The following is a 3,214-nucleotide window of genomic DNA, read 5'->3' as shown; positions in this document are numbered from 1 at the left end:
TGGCGGCGCCGTTCGTCGCGCTCGGCCCGTCGGGTGTGGCGGTGCGTGACCGGCTCAAGCACCTGACCGCCGAGGACGAGCACGTTCTCCGCCTGGTGGGGGATCATCTGGGCGCGCTCGCCTCGCGGGATCTGAAGGCGCGGTGCGCGGTGGGGCTGGACCATGACGCCGGGGGGTGGGCAGCGCGTAAGCGGGCTGTGACGGGGGCGTCGTCCTCCCGCTGGGCCGGCAGCATCACGAAGGCCACGCATGATCAGTGGGCGCTGGCCCGGCGCGGCCAGCTCGCACACATCCAGCACCTGGACGTGGGTGTGCGGATGATCGCGCACCGGTTGTCGCTGCCGGTGGGCGAGAAGGGCAGTAAGCATGCTCCGGGGGGTTACGCGAGCAGGCGGGAGTGGCACGCGAAGGCGCGCCGCCTGCACGTGCTCACCGACCGGCTCCAAGCCCTCCGGGCGGACTGGGAAGCCGGACGGGTGCACGTGGTGCGGGGCGGGAAGCGGCTGCTGAACACCCGCCACCACCTCGATGCCGCCCAGCTCACCGAGGAGCAGTGGCGCACCCGCTGGCAGGCCGAGCGCCGCTTCCTCCAGGCCGACGGCGAGTCCGGCAAACGGTTCGGCAACGAGACCATCCGCGTCACCCCCGACGGGGAGGTCTCCCTCAAGCTCCCGACACCGCTGGCGTATCTGGCGAACGCCCCGCACGGCCGGTACGTCCTCGCCTCCCGGGTGAGGTTCGCGCACCGGGGCGTCGAGTGGGCCGACCGCATCCATGCCAACCGGGCTGTCGCCTACCGCGTCCACGAGGACACCGCACGCGGCCGCTGGTACCTCACCGCCTCCTGGACCAACCCCGTGGTGCAGACGGTGCCGCTGGCCGCGGTCCGTGCGGGTGGCCTGGTGGGGGTCGACACCAACGCCGACCACCTGGCCGCCTGGCGCCTGGACGAACACGGCAACCCCGTCGGCGCGCCCAGACGGTTCGGCTACGACCTCTCGGGCAGTGCCGCCCACCGTGACGCCCAGGTCCGGCATGCCCTGATCCGTCTGCTGCACTGGGCGAGCCGCCATCACCTCGCCCTCGCCGTCGAGGACCTCGACTTCACCGGGGAGACGACCCGTGAGAAGCACGGCCGCCGCAAGCGGTTCCGCAGGCTGGTCTCCGGTATGCCGGTCTCCATGCTGCGGGCCCGGCTGGTGTCGATGGCCGCCGCACTCGGCATCCCCGTCGTCGCCGTCGACCCCGCCTACACCAGCAAGTGGGGTGCGCAGCACTGGCAGAAACCCCTGACCACCAAGACAAGGAAGACCACTCGCCACGACGCGGCCGCCGTGGCGATCGGAAGGCGCGCCCTGGGACACCCGGTCCGGCGACGGACGGCACCGCCCCCTGCTCACCGGAGTGATGAGCAGGGGCATCGGACCGTCCAGGCCCCACCGGGCATCCCGGGGCGTGAGGGACCCCGCCCCCGCGTTCCCGGACCACGGACACGATCCGTGCCGCCCGGACACGGAGCGAAAGCGGGCGACCAGGACACCCAACACCGTTCGGGGCGTCCGGCTGAGCATGAGTCCTGGCAACAGGACTCACTCCCACTCAGTCTTTAGGAACGGTGCGTCAGTGCCGGGCGAACTGGACCCGGGTCGGCTGCACGGTGTTGGGCCGCAGCGCGATCCCGTCGAGGGTCAGCTGTTCCCCGTAGATGTCGGTGATCCTGATCGCGCCGCCGCAGCCGGCGCCGTGCTCGGAGAGGAAGTAGTTGTACCCGGTGCGGGCCAGCGCGGTCCAGCCGCTGCCGCTGCGCACCTCCAGCCGGGCCAGCGGGTTGCGGTGGCCGAGGGCCTGGATGCCGCACCAGTACTGGCTGGATCCGGTCTTGTACCGGATGGAGAGCGTGTCGGAGGAGCTGGGGCTCACCAGGCTCCAGGTGATCGGTATCTGGCCGCGCGACGGATCGGCGAGCTTGGCGAAGGCCTGGGTGGAGAGGTCGAGCTGGCCGGGCTTGCAGGGGGCCGGGCACTCGTTGGTGATCCGGACCGTGACGGAGGCACTGCCCGACCGGACCAGGACGTACGCCCCGCACGCCCTGGACGTCTCGTAGTCGGTGGTGTTCATCGCGGCGATCATCATGTCGTCGCTCGGGCCGAACGAGCAGGCGCCGTCGCCGTTCCCGGCGTCGTAGAGGGTGGCGATTCCCTGGTAGGTGGTCCCGGGGCGGATGCGGCCCGCCAGGGTCGCCGTGCCGGACCCCGGCCGGCGGGCGCTCGTGACCTTCGGCTTCGGGGACTTCGCGGTCGGGGTCGGCGACGGGCTGGGGGACGCGCTCGTCGAGGCCGACGGGCTCGAGGACGGCGACGGCGAGGACGTACGCCCGGTCGGTGTCGGCCGCTCGCGCACCGGGGCGTCGGCGGCGGCCGTGGTGGTGACCTTCCTGGCCTCGTCGCCCTCGGCCCCGCGGCCGGAGCCGAACGCCATGACGAGGGACGCGACGAGTGCGACGGCCGCCACGGCGACGGCGGAGACGAGGGCGGTGCGTCGGCCGGGCCGGGAGGAGCGGCGCGGTGAGCGGTGTGAACGGGATGCCACGGATGAGTCCTTGCCTGGCTCGGGCGAACGGATGGTGCGTGTGGGGCTCCTGTGGGGGGAGCGCACACCTCATCAGTGGCCGCCGGGTGCGGAAAGGTTGCCGTCACTTTCGCATCAGGTCGATGGACCGGGTGGGGGAACGGGTGAAACCTGCGTATGCCCTGGTGGCCGACCGGTGTTCATAGGATGATCGATCATTGGGTGGGGGGCGGAGATACGGAGCCGCCGAGGTACAAGGAGGTCGTCATGTCACGTGCGGTCACGGTGGTCACGGGGGGAAGCCGGGGCATCGGCGCCGCGACCTGTCTGCGGCTCGCGGCGGACGGCCATGACGTGGTCGTCGGATATGTGAGCGACGGGGCCGCCGCCGAGTGGATCGCGACGGGGGTCCGGGCGAACGGCGCCCGGTGCGTCACCGTCAAGGCGGACACGTCCGTCGAGGCCGACGTCGACCGGCTCTTCGAGACGGCGGCGGAACGGCTCGGCCCGGTCACCGGGCTGGTCAACAACGCCGGTGTGACGGGGCCCTTCGGCAGGCTGGCCGACACCGACCCGGCCGTGCTGCGGCAGGTGGTGGAGGTCAACCTCCTGGGCGTGCTGCTCTGCTCCCGCCGCGCGGCGGGAG

At 72.2% G+C, this 3,214-nt stretch carries 3 protein-coding genes; 2 read left to right on the top strand and 1 reads right to left on the bottom strand.

The window, feature by feature from the left end; translation table 11 throughout:
- Window positions 1-1,610, top strand: a 1,610-nt coding sequence (locus tag AOK15_RS18025) for an IS200/IS605 family element transposase accessory protein TnpB (RefSeq protein WP_055517989.1), incomplete at its 5' end; no start/stop codon positions are given.
- A 10-nt stretch (window positions 1,611-1,620) separates the two neighbouring features.
- On the opposite strand, the gene AOK15_RS18020 is transcribed toward AOK15_RS18025, so the two are convergent.
- Entirely contained in the window at window positions 1,621-2,589 is a 969-nt protein-coding gene (locus AOK15_RS18020; protein WP_055517986.1) for an expansin EXLX1 family cellulose-binding protein, read from the bottom strand.
- 246 nt (window positions 2,590-2,835) lie between these two features.
- Between AOK15_RS18020 and AOK15_RS18015 the strand changes: the two genes are divergently transcribed.
- Window positions 2,836-3,214, top strand: a 379-nt coding sequence (locus AOK15_RS18015) for an SDR family NAD(P)-dependent oxidoreductase (RefSeq protein ID WP_157870288.1), incomplete at its 3' end; no start/stop codon positions are given.

Origin of the sequence: Streptomyces ossamyceticus (assembly GCF_001418475.1) — a bacterium.
In the GTDB taxonomy this organism is placed as follows: Bacteria; Actinomycetota; Actinomycetes; order Streptomycetales; family Streptomycetaceae; genus Streptomyces; species Streptomyces ossamyceticus.
The sequence above is the reverse complement of the archived record's forward strand: the minus strand, read 5'-3'. Positions and strand labels throughout refer to the sequence as shown.